At 69.3% G+C, this 15173-nt stretch carries 11 protein-coding genes and 2 tRNA genes; 5 read left to right on the top strand and 8 right to left on the bottom strand.

Annotated features, from left to right (window positions below; genetic code table 11):
* Positions 1 to 319: 319 nt before the first annotated feature.
* The 4 genes from ACZ3I4_RS14965 to ACZ3I4_RS14950 all read right to left on the bottom strand — a co-directional run bounded on the left by ACZ3I4_RS14965 (position 320) and on the right by ACZ3I4_RS14950 (position 4539).
* The gene (locus ACZ3I4_RS14965; RefSeq protein ID WP_465382479.1) at positions 320 to 1597 is read right to left on the bottom strand and encodes a M18 family aminopeptidase; all 1278 of its coding nucleotides are present in this window, start codon (positions 1595 to 1597) and stop codon (positions 320 to 322) included.
* A gap of 23 nt (positions 1598 to 1620) precedes the next feature.
* On the bottom strand, positions 1621 to 2967 hold the full coding sequence (locus tag ACZ3I4_RS14960) for an ABC1 kinase family protein (protein WP_465382478.1): 1347 nt from the start codon (positions 2965 to 2967) through the stop codon (positions 1621 to 1623).
* A 116-nt stretch (positions 2968 to 3083) separates the two neighbouring features.
* Positions 3084 to 4106 (bottom strand): ThiF family adenylyltransferase, encoded by a 1023-nt coding sequence (locus ACZ3I4_RS14955; RefSeq protein ID WP_465382477.1) that lies wholly within the window; start codon positions 4104 to 4106, stop codon positions 3084 to 3086.
* 271 nt (positions 4107 to 4377) lie between these two features.
* Positions 4378 to 4539, bottom strand: coding sequence for a DUF5679 domain-containing protein (locus tag ACZ3I4_RS14950; RefSeq protein ID WP_164842208.1), 162 nt, complete (start codon positions 4537 to 4539; stop codon positions 4378 to 4380).
* A 471-nt stretch (positions 4540 to 5010) separates the two neighbouring features.
* Here ACZ3I4_RS14950 and ACZ3I4_RS14945 point away from each other — a divergent pair, with 471 nt between their 5' ends.
* The gene (locus tag ACZ3I4_RS14945) at positions 5011 to 5544 is read left to right on the top strand and encodes a M48 metallopeptidase family protein (RefSeq protein ID WP_465382476.1); all 534 of its coding nucleotides are present in this window, start codon (positions 5011 to 5013) and stop codon (positions 5542 to 5544) included.
* Positions 5545 to 5547: 3 nt separating this feature from the next.
* Here the strand turns inward: ACZ3I4_RS14945 and ACZ3I4_RS14940 are convergent, their stop codons facing one another.
* Both ACZ3I4_RS14940 and ACZ3I4_RS14935 read right to left on the bottom strand, forming a co-directional pair.
* The gene (locus ACZ3I4_RS14940) at positions 5548 to 6144 is read right to left on the bottom strand and encodes a hypothetical protein (RefSeq protein WP_465382475.1); all 597 of its coding nucleotides are present in this window, start codon (positions 6142 to 6144) and stop codon (positions 5548 to 5550) included.
* Positions 6141 to 7409 carry a zinc-dependent metalloprotease gene (locus ACZ3I4_RS14935; RefSeq protein WP_465382474.1) on the bottom strand — a complete coding sequence of 423 codons (1269 nt, stop codon included), beginning with the start codon at positions 7407 to 7409 and terminating at the stop codon, positions 6141 to 6143. Before ACZ3I4_RS14935 ends, ACZ3I4_RS14940 begins: the two co-directional genes overlap by 4 nt.
* A 90-nt stretch (positions 7410 to 7499) precedes the next feature.
* On the opposite strand from ACZ3I4_RS14935, the gene ACZ3I4_RS14930 reads away from it, so the two are divergent.
* The 4 genes from ACZ3I4_RS14930 (at position 7500) to ACZ3I4_RS14915 (ending at position 12328) form a co-directional block, all read left to right on the top strand.
* Positions 7500 to 8528 carry a YlbL family protein gene (locus ACZ3I4_RS14930; RefSeq protein WP_465382473.1) on the top strand — a complete coding sequence of 343 codons (1029 nt, stop codon included), beginning with the start codon at positions 7500 to 7502 and terminating at the stop codon, positions 8526 to 8528.
* Between the two features lie 79 nt (positions 8529 to 8607).
* Positions 8608 to 11565: a UPF0182 family membrane protein gene (locus ACZ3I4_RS14925; RefSeq protein ID WP_465382472.1), complete on the top strand. Its 2958-nt coding sequence runs from the start codon at positions 8608 to 8610 to the stop codon at positions 11563 to 11565.
* A gap of 90 nt (positions 11566 to 11655) precedes the next feature.
* Positions 11656 to 11729 (top strand) — tRNA-Met (locus tag ACZ3I4_RS14920).
* Positions 11730 to 12254: 525 nt separating this feature from the next.
* Positions 12255 to 12328, top strand: a tRNA-Met gene (locus tag ACZ3I4_RS14915).
* A 1255-nt stretch (positions 12329 to 13583) separates the two neighbouring features.
* On the opposite strand, the gene ACZ3I4_RS14910 is transcribed toward ACZ3I4_RS14915, so the two are convergent.
* Positions 13584 to 14720 (bottom strand): DUF6745 domain-containing protein, encoded by a 1137-nt coding sequence (locus tag ACZ3I4_RS14910; protein WP_465382471.1) that lies wholly within the window; start codon positions 14718 to 14720, stop codon positions 13584 to 13586.
* A gap of 1 nt (position 14721) precedes the next feature.
* Positions 14722 to 15039: a hypothetical protein gene (locus ACZ3I4_RS14905; protein WP_465382470.1), complete on the bottom strand. Its 318-nt coding sequence runs from the start codon at positions 15037 to 15039 to the stop codon at positions 14722 to 14724.
* Positions 15040 to 15173: the final 134 nt, after the last annotated feature.

Below are 15173 nucleotides of genomic sequence, written 5' to 3'. Positions count from 1 at the left end.
GATGAGACTCCTCCAAGAAGCGTTATCACGGGCTCGAATGCGTCGGCCTCAGAGTGACTACACACCTGAGGCACACCGTCCCGCTCGCCAGGTCGCCCTGGAAGCGCGTCACGCCGCCACCCGCGAACTCGGCGGTCGGCGATTCTGATCCCGCGAACGCGACTAATTGAAGACGGATAGACAAACCGAGAGGCCCGCCCGCGTCAAACGCGGACGGGCCTCTCGCTGGTCGGCGCGGGCTGCGCGGAAGTTGGCTCGGGCTGCGCGGAGTCGACAGGGCTGCGCGGAGTCGACAGGGCTGCGCGGAGTTGGCGGGGCCTCAGGGTTGCGCGGACAGGAAGACCCGGATCGCGCTGCTGAGGTAGGCCGGGTCGTCGACGTGGCACATCTCGCGGGCCGAGTGCATCGACAGCAACGGGACGCCCACGTCGAGCGTGGGGATGCCGATTCGGGCCGCGGTGATCGGGCCGATCGTCGAGCCGCACGGCACCGAGTTGTTGGAGACGAATTCCTGGTACGGCACCCCGGCCGCCGCGCACGTGCGGCTCCACAGCGCCGCGCCCAGTCCGTCGGTCATGTAGCGCTGATTCGCGTTGATCTTCAGCAGCGGGCCGGCCCCGGCGACCGGGCGGTTGACCGGGTCGTGGCGCTCGGGCCGGTTCGGGTGCACGGCGTGCCCGGCGTCGGACGACAGGCACCACGAGCCGGCGATGGCCCGGGCCAGGTCGGAGCGGTCGCCGCCGAGCCCGGCCGTGACCCGTTCGAGCACGTCGGCCAGGAACGGCCCGGCCGCCCCGGACCGGCTCTCCGATCCGATCTCCTCGTGGTCGAAGGCGGCCAGCACGGCGATCGCGCCGGTTGGCTCGGCCGCGAGCAGCGCGGTCACGCCGGCGTGCACCGAGGACAGGTTGTCGAGGCGGGCCGAGGCGAACAGTTTCCCGCCGGCGCCGAAGCGGGCCGGGGCCGCCGAGTCGACGGTGATGATGTCGTAGCCGGCCAGGTCGGCGTCGGGGATCCCGGCCAGACCGGCCAGGTGGCCGATGATGTCGGCGCCCTCGGAACCGCCGGTTCCCCAGATCGGTTGCAGCTCGCGCTGCTTGTCGGGGGCGAACGAATCGTTGACGGCGCGGTCGAGGTGGATCGCCAGGTGCGGGATGCGCGCGAACGGGCCGGTGCGGACCAGGTGGGCGGTGCCGTCGCGGTGCACGACCCGGCCCGCGAACTCGAGCTCGCGGTCGAACCAGGACGGGACAACCGGGCCGCCGTACACCTCGACACCCGCCTGCCACCAGCCGAAACTGACCGTCGACGGCTTCGGCTTGAGCTTGAACCCGGGCGAGTCGGTGTGCGCGCCCAGGATCCGGAACGGGGTGCCGCGGCCGGCCGCCTGAGGCAGCGCGAGCGCGATGACCGAGCCGTCGCGCACGATCAGCAGGCGGGCTCCCGGGCGTACGGCATCGGTCCAATCGGCCGTTTCGTCGAGCGTCTCGTAGCCGGCCTCGCCCAGCCTGCGGGCCACCTCGGCGGCCGCGTGATAGGAGCTCGGCGAGGCCGAGACGAAAGCAGCCAGATCATCGATGTGGGCAGTGGCGTCCATGCCGCCCATCGAATCATGACCGCCTAGAGGACCGGCGCGAACCCCGGCAGCCATTTCTGCAGAATCGCCCGGTACGGCGCCTCGGCCTCGAGCTGGCAGAGCACGCCGATCGAGCCCAGGGTCACCCGGTGGATCAACAGGTACGACGGTGGCAGGTTGAGCTTGCGGCTCAGTTGGAACGCCGGGGAGCGCGGGCTGCTCAGCCGGGTGGCCTCGCCGCGCAGCCAGGCCCGGGTGAAGCGGAACTCGTCGACCGCGACCGGCTCGATCATCGGGCGCAGGAAGTCGAGCACGGCCTGCGCGTCGATCTCGTCGTCGGGCTTGATGAAGCCCTCCTCGCGCAGCCCGTCGGCCACGGCCTGCGAGTTGCCGTCGAGGGCCAGGCGCACCAGGCGGCCGATCGGCTCGGGGTGGCCGCCGGGCAGCCGGGCCACCGCGCCGAAGTCGATCACGCCGAGGCGGCCGTCGGGCAGCATCCGGAAGTTGCCCGGGTGCGGGTCGGCGTGCAGCAGGCCGGCCCGGGCGGGCGCGGAGAAGTGCAGCGTCGCCATCAGGCGGCCGGCCAGGTCGCGTTCCTCGACGGTGCCGTCGCTGATCACCTTGGCCAGCGGCGTGCCGTCGACCCACTCGGTGACCAGCACCCGCGGCGCCGACGCGATGACCCGCGGCACGAAGATCTCCGGATCGTTGGCGTACGCGTCGGCGAAGGTCTTCTGAGTCTCCGCCTCCATCGCGTAGTCGAGTTCCTCGGTGATGCGGTCCTTGAGCTCGGCCAGCAGCGGCTTGATGTCCATGCCGGGCTGAATGATCTTGAACATGTGGGCCAGGCGGGACAGCTGCTTGAGGTCGGCCAGCAGCGCGTCACCGGCCCCTGGGTATTGCACCTTGACCGCGACGGCGATGGTCTTGGGCTTGGCGTTCTTGCGGGCCGGGGGCAGCTTCCAGACGGCCCGGTGCACCTGTCCGATGCTGGCCGCGGCGGCCGGGCTGTCGTCGAACTCGGCGAACAAGTCGCGCCAGTTCTCGCCGAGCTGCTCGGCCAGCGCCTTGTGCAGGCTGGCCACCGGCATCGGCGGCGCGGCCTCCTGCAGCTTGGTCAGCGCCTGGCGATAGGGGCCGGCCATCTCTTCGGGCATGGCGGCCTCGAAGACGCTCAGCGCCTGCCCGAACTTCATGGCGCCGCCCTTGAGCTGCCCCAGGACGCTGAACAGCTGCTCGGCGGTGCGCCGCTGGATGTCCTCCGAGATCACGTCGGAGGCGATGCCGACGGCCCGCTTGCCGAAACCGAGGGCGGTGCGGCCGGCGAACCCCAGGGGCAGCGCCGCCAGCTTGGCCGTGCGGGCCGCCGCACGCCGCGGTATGTCGCTCACCAGATCATTGTGACCGACTCTCGGGCGGAGAAGCGCCCGCCTCCACCCGGTTGCCACCGCTACGCCCGGAAAGTCCATCAACAACCTCCTCAGAAACCCCACACTTCGGGCCTGCCTCAGAGGCGGCGGGGCGGACGGCGGGCGCAGTCGCAGTCGGGATGGGGTGGCCACGTGCGACGGCGCTGGCGCGACGGGGTGGTCAGCTCGATCGAGGCGCCCAGGGTCTCCGGGTTGCCGCCGTCGATGAAGGTCAGCGCCTCCTCCACGGCCACCGCGGTCGCGGCCAGCAGGGTGGCCACCGTGCAGGGTTCGGGCATCGTGTGCGGTGGTGGGCCCGGCCAGGCGGAGTCGCGGTCACGGCGGTGCAGGTCGAGGCAGCCCAGGCAGGGTGCGCCGGCGGCGGGAACCAGGGGACCGATCACGGGGGCACCGTCGCGGATCGTCACGGCCAGGTGGGGCTGGTGGCGGCTCGCGTGGGCGGCCGCGACCACAGTGATCGGACTGTCCGAGTCGAGCTGGACGACCAGCGTGGCGGGCTGACCGCGTACGCCACCGGTCTCGACGCCCTCGACGGTGCGGGCGATGGCCCGCTCGACCGCCTCGTTGCGCGGCCTGCCGATGTCGGACGCCCGCAGCGGGCCCGCCGCCAGCTCACCCCGATGCACCAGGCCGGGCAGGTCGCAGTGGAGGTGACCGACGCCGGCCTCGGCCAGCGCCACGGCGATCGGGGCGCCCAGCCGGCCCTGGCCGCTGACCACCACCCGGGCCGCACCCCGGCGACGCAGCCGTGTGGCGGGGGTGGGTGAACCGTCACCGCGCAGGGCGAGCACCGCGGCCTCGCCGGTCAGGCGCTCGGCAAAACGTACGGGAGGGAGAAGCGCCGCCGCCGGAACGGTCAGGCCCGCGGCGTCCAGCGCGTCGAGCACGGCCCTGGCCTCGTCGGGTGGAACACCGTCGGCAACGGCTTCGAGCAGCACCACCCGCTCGGGGCGGCTGCCGTCGAGCAGGTCGAGGACCCGGGCCGCGCGCGGGTCAGGCAGGCGCAGCACCACGGCGCGGGCCGGATCGGAGCCCAGCTGAAGCTCGAAGCGGTTACGCCAGACGCGGGGGAGTCCGGGGATGAGCGTAGGACGGTTCACGCGTCACAGGATGTCACTGCCCGGATGCGGAGCGAATAAGTTATCCACAGGCGCGGGAGACCCCCGACGCGCGTTGTCCACAGGCTTGGGGGAGTTATCCACAGGCTGTGGGACTCGTCCATAACCTCACTCAACGTGGGTGGACGGAACTGGTTGCGCCCGGGGTAGGTAGAGCACCGGGGAGGGCGAACTGCCCTCCCCGGGTGGGTGAACGGCCTTGTCGCAGACTTGACGATGGCCTAGTGGGGCGAAGCCTGCGAGGCCGTCCGGGTCAGACCTTGGCCTTGCCCAGGATGCGGTTCACAGTCGTCCCGCACACCGGGCACTTGCCCTTGGCCATGTTCATGCCCGTCTTCGAGACTTCGACGGTGCCCTGGAAGTCACGCTTTTCCTTGCACTTCACGCAGTAGCCGTTGTACGTGTTGTCGGCCACGGTTCCTCCTCGTTCATGTTGTCGGCCGGGTCGGTCCCGATGCCTGCTCGCTTCGGCAGGCCGCGACCTGTGTTCGGCGCTGGACCGCTCCGACCACGCGGATGTGGCCACCCGTCGGGGCGGTCACTACCCAGGTCAGGCCTGTTCCATGTCAGCGCGGCGTCGGCGGTCTCGCCGACGACGCTGAGTGTGCCGGTCCGAATCGCCCTTTTTGGGATGTTGTGCCGCAACACGCCGTGTTGTGCCATCAAACGGGCAGAAATGGACGTTGGGCGCCGATGGAGCCGACATCTCGGCATGAGCTATGTTGGCGAACCGCCCTCGATGTTGCGGCGAAGGAAAATTTTTTCGGTATTACCTGGACGAAGTACACATATCCGGCGGGTGTCATCGGGCGTACTCTTGCGGTGACATGGGTCTCACGGATTAGCGTCTCAACGTGAACCCGAATCTGGGCCGCGCGAGCCGGTAATGGCCCGGACGCGCAAGCCTGTCGTGGAAGTGCGGCGCAGCCAGCGCCGTCGGCGCACAGTGTCCGCGTACCGCGACGGGGAGCGCGTGGTCGTGCTCATCCCCGACCGGTTCTCCCGCGCCGAGGAGACCGAGTGGGTCGAGCGGATGCTGGCCCGTCTGGCCGCGCGCGAGGAACGCATCCAGCGCACCGATGATGAGCTGCTGACCCGGGCCCGGCGCCTGACGAGCCGCTACCTGTCCGACCACGCCGACCGCGTCCGGCCGGCCAGCGTGCGCTGGGTGACCAACCAGAACGGCCGCTGGGGCTCCTGCACCCCGGACGACGGCACGATCCGCATCTCCCACCGCATCCAGGAGATGCCCGACTGGGTGATCGACTACGTGCTGCTGCACGAGCTGTCCCACCTGGTCGTGCCCAGCCACAACGCGACGTTCTGGGAACTGGTCAACCGCTTCGGCAAGGCCGAGCGGGCCCGCGGATACCTCGAAGGCATCTCAGCGGCCACCGGACTCGTCCTCGCGGACGACTGAGGCTCAGCCGCCCAGCAGCGCCCTCGTGTTGTCCCAGCCTTCCAGCGCGGGGTCGAGGCTGGCCAGCTCGGCCGGGCCACGCAGCCGGCGCCACTCGGGCGTGGAGGAGACGTCGCCCGGGCTGGGCGCGTGCCGCCGCAGCGACTGAGCGGTCGCCGTGTCGAAGTCGTGATCGACCAGCCAGGGCGGCGCGGGCAGGCTCGTGGCCAGGCCCATGAGCCCGTTACCGGGACCACCCGCGGCCACCGCGACCGCCTTGTTCTCGAGCGGGCGCAGCAGCTTCCCCAGGATCATTCCGGGCATGTCGGGGGCGTCGGCGGCGATCACGGCGGCCTGGTCGAACCCGTCGGCCGCCGCGGCCGTCAGCACCGGCAGAAAGGTTGCCGTCGGCACCTCGTACAGACGCATGCCGGGCCAGGCGATCTCCCGCGCCAGCTCGAGATCGTCACTCGTGGCCGCGATGGCCGCCTCGGCCTGGGCCAGCCGGGCCAGCAGGTCGACGACGTCCTCGGCCAGGGCGGCCCGCCAGGCGTCCAGATCGACGCCGGGCGGGCTCCATGTCACCGGCACCAGCAGTGCCGCTACAAGTCGGCGAGTCACTCTTTCTTGTCGTCGCCCTCGTCGCCCCGGCCCTGGTCGCCCTCGTTCTTCTCGAGGTCGTCCAGCTCGCTGATGTCCCAGTCGAGGCTGCTCTGGGCGAACGCCTGCGGGTTGGCGAAGTCTTCGTCGGTCGGCAGCAGGTCGGGGTGACCCCACAGCGCATCCCGGCCCTGGACGCCGCGCTGCTCGAGGACCGCGGCCCACAGCGCGCCCGCCTCACGCAGGCGACGGGGACGCAGCTCAAGACCGACCAGCGCGGCGAACGTCTGCTCGGCCGGGCCGCCCGCCGCGCGCCGGCGCCGGAACGCCTCGCCCAGCTGCACCACCGACGGCAGCCGGTCGCCGGCCGCGCTGTCGACCACGTGACCGACCCAGCCCTCGATCAGTGCCAGCGCCGTCTCGAGGCGGGCCAGGCTCTGCTTCTGCTGCGGCGTGTCCTCCGGCGTGAAGATGCCCTCGAGCGCCATGGCCTGCATCGATTCCGGGTCGGCCGGGTCGACGCGGCTCATCGCTTCCTCGATGGCCTCACGATTCACGGTGATGCCGTTCGCGTACGTCTCCACGGCGCTCAGCACGTGCGCGCGCAACCACGGCACGTGCCCGAAGAGCCGCTGGTGGGCCGCCTCGCGCAGGGCAACGTACAGCCGGACCTGGTCTTCCGGAATCTCCAAGCCGTCCCCGTACGCCTTGATGTTGGCCGGGACGAGCGCGGCGGTGCCGTTGGGACCGAGTGGCAGGCCGATGTCGCCGGCCGAGAGCACCTCGGCCGCGAGCTGACCCAGAGCCTGGCCGAGCTGCCCGCCGAAGAGCGCCCCGCCCAGGGTCGCCACCATCGACTGCATCGGGCCGAGCTGGGCCTTCGCCTCGTCGGGCACGAGGTCGCCCATGGCGCCGACCATGCGGCCCGCGATGGGGTCGCACAGTTTCTTCCAAACCTCGAGCGTGTTGTAGATCCACTCGTTGCGGTTCCACGCGGCGGCCAGGCGGATGCCACTGGGCAGCGCGGAGGCCGGGTCGAGCCACAGATCGGCGAGCCGCAGCGACTCCTCGACCTGGTGGCGCTCGAACATGTTCACGGCGGGATCACCGGCGGCGGACAGCTGACTCTGCGCGACCTGGCGGGCGAGGTCCCAGTTGACCGGACCACTGCCCGGGCCGGCGAACATCTGCTGCAACTGCGCCATGAACTGCTGCATCTGCTGCGGGTCGGAGGGGTCGGGCGGCTGGGCGCCCGGCAGGGAGAAGCCGAACGGGATATCAGGCACGTGCTCAACCGTACGCGCGAAATGGCCGCTCCGGACCGATGGCGGTGTCAGCTCAGAGAGAACTCAGGGAGGGGCGATAGTCTCACGCGCATGAGACGTCGTGGTGTCACTGTAATCCTCGGCGCCCTGATCACCGCCCTGCTGGCAGTCGGTGTGATGGCCGCACCCCTGCCCTATGTCGTGCTGAAGCCCGGCCCGACGGTGAACACGCTCGGTTCGGACAACGGCACCGAGGTGATCCAGGTGACGGAGGCCAAGACCACGACATCGGCCGGCCAGTTGCGGCTGACCACGGTGAACGTGCAGTCGCAGGTGGAGCTGGTGTGGGCGATCAGCAGCTGGTTCAGCTCGTCCGACGCGGTCGTCCCGCGTGAGCTGATCTACCCGCCCGATCGTACGGAGAAGCAGGTCGAACAGCAGAACGCCGAGGAGTGGACCGAGTCGCAGAACAGCGCGGTCACGGTGGCGCTGACCAAGCTCGGCTATCCGGTGCAGGCGGCCGTCAAGAAGGTGACCGGCGGCGGCGCCGCGGAGGGGATCCTGCGGGTCGACGACGTGATCACCGCGGTCGACGGCACCAAGGTCGACGGCCCGGCCAAACTGACCGAGCTGGTCCGGGCCAAGCCGGCCGGAAGCGCGCTCACCGTCTCGTACACCCGGGCCGGCCAGGCCTCGACGGCGAAGATCACCACCAAGGCCTCGGCCGACGACAACACGCCTCGGCTGGGCATCGAGATCGCCCCCAAACAGAACGCCCCGTTCAAGGTCGAGATCGACCTCGACAAGATCGGCGGTCCGAGCGCGGGCCTGATGTTCACGCTCGGGATCATGGACAAACTGGAGCCGGAGGACCTCACCGGCGGAAAGATCATTGCTGGTACGGGAACTATCGACAACGACGGCAATGTAGGCCCGATCGGCGGCATCCCGCAGAAACTCGTCGGCGCCAAGAAAGCGGGCGCCCAGCTTTTCCTCGTGCCCAAGGGAAATTGCGCCGAAGCACTGCGGAACTCCGTCGACGGGCTGCCGATGGCCGAGGTGGCCACCGTGGACGACGCCCTCACCGCGCTCAAGACCTTCACCGGTGGCGGCACCCCCAAGCCCTGCTCGGCCGCGTGACAGATGTCGTACTGTGAGACACCGGCCCAACTGAAATGTGGAGCCTCCGTTGGTTATGCGTAACAGCCCTCTGCCGAGGATGAGCCGGCGCGGTCGCGTCACCGTCGGCGTCCTGGTGGGGGTCTTTCTTCTTTTCACGCTGCTCGGGTGGGGCATCGACGCGTACACCGATTACCTCTGGTTCAACGAGGTCGACTTCGTCAACGTCTTCTCCGGTGTTCTCCTCACCCGCCTCCTACTGTTTCTGGTCATTGGTCTCGCGGTCGCGCTGATCATCGCCGGCAACCTCTATCTGGCCTATCGGCTGCGACCGCTGCTGCGACCGCACTCGGCCGAGCAGGCGACGCTCGAGCGCTATCGCATGATCATCGCGCCGCGCCTGGGCACCTGGATCGCCGTCCTCACGGTGATCATCGGCTTCTTCGCCGGACTCTCGGCGCAGGGCCGGTGGAAGGACTGGATGCTGTTCCGCAACGGCGGAAGCTTCGGCATCCAGGACCCGGAGCACAAAGTAGACGTCGGGTGGTACGTCTTCGACTACCCGATGCTGCGCTACGTGCTCGGCGTCGCCTTCACCGCCGTCGTGCTCTCGGTCCTCGGTTCGCTCGCCATGCACTACATTTTCGGCGGCGTACGCCTGCAGGGCGTCGGCGACCGCATGACCACCGGCGCGCGGGCCCACCTGACCTCGCTGGTCGCGCTGTTCGTGCTTCTCAAGGCCGTGGCGTACGTGCTCGACCGCCGGGCACTGCTGCTCGAGCAGCACGTTTCCCCGGGTCTGTACGGTGCGGGCTACACCGACGTCAACGCGTTGATGCCGGCCAAGGAGATACTCGCGTACATCTCGATCGTCGTGGCAATCGCAATCATCGTGTTCTCCAACGCGGGCATGCGAAATCTGGTATGGCCCGGCGTCTCGCTGGCCCTGCTGGCGATCTCGGCGGTGGCCATCGGCGGCATCTACCCGCTCGCCGTGCAGAACTTCTCGGTCAAGCCCAGCCTGAGTGAGAAGGAAGCGCCCTACATCAAGCGCTCGATCGACGCGACGAGACACGCCTTCGGGTTGGAGAACTCCGAGGTCTCGCCCTATCGAGCGAACACCGTGATCCCGCCCAGCGGCCTGGCCGCCGACACCAGCGCCCAGAACGCCCGCCTGATCGACCCGCAGCTGGTATCGCAGGCGTTCACCCAGTCGCAGCAGTCCCGCGGTTTCTACGATTTCGGGGCGAAGCTCGACGTCGACCGGTACGCGATCGACAACAAGACCGCCGACTACGTGGTCGGCGTGCGTGAGATCAACGACGACAAACTGACCACCCAGCAGCGCAACTGGCTCAACCGGCACACCGTCTACACCCATGGTTACGGCCTGGTGGCGGCTCCGGCCAACCAGTTCTGTGGCGGCCTTCCCTACTTCGTTTCAGGCTTCCTCGGCGACGACCGCTCGGGCAACTGCTCCTCGGAGACCGAGGAGATCAAGGTCGACCAGCCCCGTGTCTACTACGGCGAGCAGTCCACCGAATACGCGATCGTCGGCCAGGAGGACGAGAACCGCCGGGTCGAGTTCGACCGTCCGCAGGAGGACAACAACAACGCCGAGGAGCTCTACACCTACACCGGTGAGGGCGGCGTCTCGATCGGCTCGTTCTTCCGGCGGCTGGTCTTCGCGATCAAGAACACCGAAAGCAACTTCCTGCTCTCCGACACGGTCAACGCCGACTCCAAGCTGATGTACATCCGTGAGCCGCGGGAGCGGGTGGCCAAGGTCGCGCCGTTCCTGACGATCGACGGTGACCCGTACCCGGCCGCCGTCGACGGCCGGATCGTGTGGATCCTCGATGGCTACACCACGTCGGCGAGCTACCCCTACTCGCAGAAGATCAACCTGGCCACCGAGACGCAGGACGAGCTCACCGGCCAGGGCCAGTTCGCGCTGGCCCGCGACGACGTCAACTACATGCGCAACTCGGTGAAGGCGACCGTCGACGCGTATGACGGCACGGTCAAGCTCTACGAGTTCGACGAGGGTGACCCGGTGCTCAAGGCCTGGAACAAGGCGTTCGGCGGTGACCTGATCATCCCGAAGGCGGAGACCCCGGCCTCGTTGGCGGCGCACTTCCGCTATCCGCAGGACCTGTTCAAGGTGCAGCGCAATCTGCTCACCCGGTTCCACGTGACCGACCCGCAGGCGTTCTTCTCGCAGCAGGACTTCTGGCAGGTGCCCAACGCGCCCGACTCGCCGTCGAACAACCAGAAGCAGCCGCCGTACTACCTCAACGTGCAGTTGCCCGAACAGAACCAGACCAGGTTCCAGCTGACCTCCAGCGTCACGCCGGCCAACCGCGAAAACCTGGCCGCCCTGATCTCGGGCTCGTACGTCGACAACAAACCCGTGATCCAGGTGCTCGAGCTACCCGACCAGACGGTCACATCGGGCCCGGTCCAGGTGCATCAGAAGATGACGGCCAACGCGAACGTTCGACAACAGATCACCCTGCTGTCCAACAACTCGCAGTCGCAAGTGCTTTACGGCAACCTGCTCACCCTGCCGGTCGAAGGCGGCGTGCTCTATGTGGAGCCGGTCTACGTGAAGCCCGGCAACCAGGAGAACGCGGCCCCGCAACTGCAGAAGATCCTGATGTCCTACGGCGACGGCGGAACGTACGTCGTGCTGGCCGACAGCCTCAAACAGGGCCTCGACCAGCTCGTGCAGCAGGGTAAACAGGCGCAGACCGGCAACAACAACACCGGTAACAACAACAGCGGCAACAACAACAACGGCGGTACGGGCAACAACAACCCACCCCCGCCGGAAACGCTCACCGGCGAACTGGCCGCCGCGGCCACCGCACTCGACCAGGCCATCGCCAACGTCCGAACCGCCCAGCAGTCCGGCGACTTCGTCCGCTACGGCGAAGCGCTCAAGGCCTTGGACACCGCGATGACCAACTTCGAAAACGCCCGCAACGCCGCCGGCAGCGCCACGCCGACCCCTTCGGGCTCGGCCGCAGCACCCACACCAACCCCGAGCGGCTGACTTAGGAACCCCCGGTGACCTGCCGTGTCGCGGGTCACCGGGGCCCGTTTTGCAGCCAACGTCAGGGTTGCGCTAGTGTTAACGAGCCGACGCGGGGTGGAGCAGCTCGGTAGCTCGCTGGGCTCATAACCCAGAGGTCGCAGGTTCAAATCCTGTCCCCGCTACGAGTCGAGGGGCCCTTGTCCGCGGAAAGCGCGGACCGGGGCCTCTTCGCTTTTTCCTGGGGGCCGAGCCCCCAGACCCCACGTTCCGGCGGTGGCGGGGGTGCGTCCGTTGCGCAGGGTCCTGCGACTTCGTCGCGGTGGGGGTTGGCGACTTCGTCGCATTGAGCAATCTCTGGTCTCGCTTAGGGATGGCGTCGAGCCTTCGTTCGGTTCAGTGCTCCTGCTTTGAGTTGCCTCCGCTGGCGCATTGCGCCTCTGCTGTGGAAGGCGCTTTCCGGCGGCGTCGCCGTTTGGTGTTCTGTCGTTGTTGATACTCCTTGCTTCTGGCCCGGTCGCCTCGGTCGCTTCTACCGTTGGCGGCTTCTCTTGTTGGCGACAGGGTGTCGCCAGAGCGGTTGATTCAGTCGCCGGCCTCCCTCGGCGGCGGCTCTGCTGTTGCCGAGCTTCTGCGTTTTGGCTGGTGGGGGGTGGTGTGGGGGGTGGTTCGACGGGCTGGGACTGGGCAGGGTAGGGTTGTTCTTACGACGCGGGGTGGAGCAGCTCGGTAGCTCGCTGGGCTCATAACCCAGAGGTCGCAGGTTCAAATCCTGTCCCCGCTACTACGTGGTGCAGTTTGAGGCTCTTCGCCCCCAAGGGGGCGGAGGGCCTTTCTGTTTGCCCGTATCGACGCGCGCTCCAATCGCGAACTCGCTGATGACGAGCGGGCGTGTGGTTGCCGTCGAAGCGCAGTCCACGGTGTGCGTGGATAGGGCCGTCGTAAGCCGGGTGGTGTTCGGCCGGGCCGCAGGTCGGGTGGTGAGGAGCTTTTCAGTTCTGGCCAGGCCGCCACGGCAGGACAGCGGAGATTGGCTTGTTGGCCGCCGCCGGATCCATTGGTGAAGGGAACGGCTCGCGGTTGCGTCGGAGCGACTTGAGCGGACCAACGGGCCGCCAAGCCGCCGCCGGACCGCCATGCCGCCGGACCAACGGGCTGCCGGATCGCCGCCAAGCTGGCGGGCCGCAAGCTCCCGGGCTGCTGGCCGTCGAGCTCCCGGGCAGCCGGGCCGCTGGACCGCCAAACCACCAAGCCGCCGGAGCACCGGGCTGGCGGGGCCGCCGGATCAACGGGCTGCCGGATCGCCGGGCCGCCAAGCTGCGGGGCTGCTGGACCGCCGAGCTACCGGGCAGCCGAGCCGCCGCGCTGCTGAACCGCCAAGCCGCCGGGCAGCCGGGCCGCCAAGCCACCCGAGCCACCAAGCCGCCGGGCTGGGCTGCTGGGCCGCCGGGCTGCCATGCCGCTGGCTGCTGGAACACCAAGCCGCTGGACCGCCGGACCACCGTGCCGCCGGCTGCTGGAACACCAAGCCGTTGGGCTGCCGGGCTCCTGGACCACCAAGCTGCCGTGCTGCCGTGCTGCCGTGCTGCCGTGCCGCCGGGCTGCCAAGCCACCGGGCTGCTGGAACGCCATGCCGCCGGACCGCTGGAGCGCCAAGCCGCCGAATCGCCGAATCGCCGAATCGCCGGACGATCGTGCCGCGGACGAATGGACCACTGTGCCGCCAGCCCGCCAGCCCGCCAGCCCGCCAGCCCGCCAGCCCGCCAGCCCGCCAGCCCGCCAGCCCGCCAGCCCGCCAGCCCGCCAGCCCGCCAGCCCGCCCGGCGTCGTCGACCCGACGACCGCCCGGATCCGTGCCGCCCATGCTGTGGTGGTGAGGCTGTCGGGGGTTGGCTCTTGTGTGTGGGTTTGCCTGGAGGCGGGCGTGTTGTGCTCGGCGCCGTCTGCTCTGGTGGGCTCCAGTCAGCAGTAGAGGCGGGGGCGGGTCTCCTTGCCGGCTTGTGGGTGGTTGACGGTGAGTTCGGGTGGTGGGGGTTGGGTTAGGTCTGGACTAGGGGGTGGTAGTTGTCTGGGGTCAGGTTGAAGGTCCAGGCGACGCCCTCTCGGGCTGTGCGTGTTGTTGGGGGGACGCGCAGCCAATAGGTGCGGGTGGTGCCGTCTGGCTCGGGGGTTGCGTTTTGGACCTCGACCATTACCAAGGGCTCGTCGCCTGGTAGGGGGAGGTGCCATAGGGTGCCGGTCTCGTCCTGGTGCAGGGATTGTGCGCCGGCCTCGCGTAGGTAGCGGTCGTAGCCGAAGTGTTCGAGCATTACTCGGCGTAGTTCGGCGTTGGGTTGGGCGCTTATTTGGGCTGCGGTCAAGTGGGGGAGGGTTGCGGCCAGGTCGGTGTGGATGGGCATTCCGCGCCAGGCCCACAAGGCGTAGCCGTCAGGGTATTGGAGGGCTGGGGCCTCGCCTCGGTGCAGGCGGCCCACGTTGTCTCGGGTCAGGGACGTGGGGCGTTCGGTCAGGATGGCGTAGCGGGTGCCGGCCCACCACCAACCGCAATGGTGGGCGACGGTGGCCAGGCCGGTCAGGTCGCTCATGAGGGTGGCGTGGGGATGCAGGCGGTCGGCGGCCTCGAAAGTGGACAGCCATACGCCGTCGTGCTGGCCGTAGATGGCGTCCAGCAGGTGGGGGCGGGCTGTGGGGGCCTCGGCGGTCAGGTCTTCGGTCAGGCGCAGGCGTAGGCGGCCGGCCACGCTGTCCATGATCAGGGGCCAGGAGCGGCGGCCTGCGGCGGCGGTCAGCTGTGCCCAGGCCTCGGGGCCCAGCAGGGTGGCGGCGCGTTTGCGGGTGGTGGCCCAGGGCTCGGTGCGGAGCCGGCGGCGGACTGAGGGGCCCATGCTTTCGCCTGGGGTCCAGCCCTGGGTCAAGAGCGCAGCGCGCACGTCTGCTGAGACAGGGGCGGACGTGTCGGCGGGATGGGGTGCGAGGAGGGCGGCGGCGATGGCTCCGGCCCGTGGGGAACCCAGCCAGAAGATTTGTTGCGGCTCGGGGAGGCCGGCCGAGCGGTAGGCCTCGCGGACGCCGGACTCGGCGGCTGGGCGGTCGGCGGGGGACGTTTCGAGGGCGGCGGCCAGCCACTGGTCTTCGATGGCGGCGGCCATGGCCTGCTGGGCGGGGGTCAGGGTCATGTCAGTCGGCCACCGGGCGGAACGAACCGGGCACGTATTCGCGCTGGCGGACGACGCGATAGTGGCCGGCGGGCAGGGAGATCGGGCCGTGCTCCTCGTGGGTGACCCGGCCGTAGGACGGGATGTCGACGAACATGCTGGAGGGGTCGTCGATGTCGGCCAGCAACTGCAGGCCGGGGCCGCCGATCACGTGGGCGTGGCCGGTCGCCTCGCCACGGGCCAGCACCATGCGGCCCTGGCGGTCGCGCGGCACCGCCGAACAGGAGGGCACATCCTCCCTCGCCACCGGCACGATCAACACGTCTCCTTGCCGATACATCAGCCCTCCCGGAGGTCAGCGACTCGGCGAAACCGTACCGCCGGGGTACGACAATTCCGCGGGCCAAAGGCGGCCGAGAAGGCCGCCAGGACAGGCCAAAGCGGGCGGCCAAGACCGGCGGAAGGCGAGCGCCC

This window comes from Actinoplanes sp. NPDC021490 (genome assembly GCF_055562135.1).
The sequence above is the reverse complement of the archived record's forward strand: the minus strand, read 5'-3'. Positions and strand labels throughout refer to the sequence as shown.

Excerpts from the sequence above, each read along its gene's own strand:
- ACZ3I4_RS14965 (WP_465382479.1), bottom strand. The coding sequence starts at position 1,597 with ATGGACGCCACTGCCCACATCGATGATCTGGCTGCTTTCGTCTCGGCC.
- ACZ3I4_RS14945 (WP_465382476.1), top strand. The coding sequence starts at position 5,011 with ATGGCCCGGACGCGCAAGCCTGTCGTGGAAGTGCGGCGCAGCCAGCGC.
- ACZ3I4_RS14930 (WP_465382473.1), top strand. The coding sequence starts at position 7,500 with ATGAGACGTCGTGGTGTCACTGTAATCCTCGGCGCCCTGATCACCGCC.
- ACZ3I4_RS14925 (WP_465382472.1), top strand. The coding sequence starts at position 8,608 with ATGAGCCGGCGCGGTCGCGTCACCGTCGGCGTCCTGGTGGGGGTCTTT.
- ACZ3I4_RS14910 (WP_465382471.1), bottom strand. The coding sequence starts at position 14,720 with ATGACCCTGACCCCCGCCCAGCAGGCCATGGCCGCCGCCATCGAAGAC.
- ACZ3I4_RS14905 (WP_465382470.1), bottom strand. The coding sequence starts at position 15,039 with ATGTATCGGCAAGGAGACGTGTTGATCGTGCCGGTGGCGAGGGAGGAT.